The sequence below is a fragment of the Sphingomonas flavida genome (assembly GCF_036663655.1).
In the GTDB taxonomy this organism is placed as follows: Bacteria; Pseudomonadota; Alphaproteobacteria; order Sphingomonadales; family Sphingomonadaceae; genus Sphingomonas.
Genome location: NZ_JAXOJH010000055.1, coordinates 1 through 1,141 on the forward strand (window position 1 = coordinate 1; position 1,141 = coordinate 1,141).

Below are 1,141 nucleotides of genomic sequence, written 5' to 3' on the forward strand. Positions count from 1 at the left end.
TACGCGGCCGGCGGCGCGGTCGACCCGCGCACCACCAGCGACAGCGGCAGCAGCACCGAACGGGCCGGTCGGTTGGGCTCGGCGATCGCGTCGAGCAGGAGCCGGGCCGCCTCGGCGCCGATCTGCTGGTGCGGGATCGCGATCGTGGTCAGCGGCGGACGCAGCTTGTCGAGGAACGGCATGTCGTTGAAGCCCACCACCGACATCTCCTCCGGGCACGACATCCCCCGCTCGGCGAACACGTCGTAGCAGCCCAGCGCGATCAGGTCGTTGCCCGCGACCACGGCCGTGAAGCCGAGGTCGGCCTCGAGCATCCCGCGCAGCGCCTCGGCGCCCGCGGCCTCGCTCCAGTGGTCGCAGGCCGTGATCAGTCGCGGGTCGTCGTCGAGGCCGAGGTCGCGGACCGTGCTACGGAAGGAACGTGCGCGCACCACACCGGTGGAGGTGTTGGACGGGCCGGCGAGGTGGGCGATCCGCCGGTGCCCGAGGTCGGCGAGGTGACGTACCGCGAGCGCCACGCCGGTGGCGTCGTCGGGCGTGATGGAGGGGACGTCGATGCCGTCGGGGCGACGGTTGACCATCACCATCAGCACACCCTCGCGGTGCAGCTTCTCCAGGAACGGGTGGTCGACCAGGGCGGTCGCCACGATCAGCCCCTCGACCTGGCGCGAGCGCAGCAGCTCGACCTGGTTCTGCTCCCGGCCGGGGTCATTGTCGGTGTTGACGATCAGGCCGCTGTAGCCGGCGGGCTCGAGGACCTCCTCGATGCCGCGCACGATCGGCGGGAACAACGGGTTGGTGAGGTCGGGGATGACCAGCCCGACGGTGCCCGACTTGGCGGTCTTGAGCCCGCGCGCCATCGGGTTCGGCCGGTAGCCCAGCGTCTCGGCCACCTTGATCACCCGGCGCGCGGTGTCGGCGTTGACCAGCCCGCGGGTGGCCGGGTTGAGTGCCCGGGACGCCGTGGCGGCGTGGACCCCGGCCGCCTCGGCCACGTCACGGAGCGTCGGTGTCTGCACAGCAGGCATCCTAGGGTCCGCCCGCCTCCGGGAACCCCCCGCGCGCCCGGTCATGATGCCTGCTCGTCCGGGGGCCGCACCCAGGTCCGGCGGGCGACGCCGGCGCCGATGGCCAGGGGTAC

Annotated in this window: 1 protein-coding gene; it reads right to left on the reverse strand. The window is 72.9% G+C overall.

Going from position 1 to position 1,141, the window contains the following annotated elements; all coding sequences use genetic code 11:
- A partial coding sequence (locus U1703_RS19075; RefSeq protein ID WP_332786976.1) for a LacI family DNA-binding transcriptional regulator occupies positions 1-1,019 on the reverse strand: 1,019 nt, incomplete at its 3' end.
- Between the last annotated feature and the right edge of the window lie 122 nt (positions 1,020-1,141).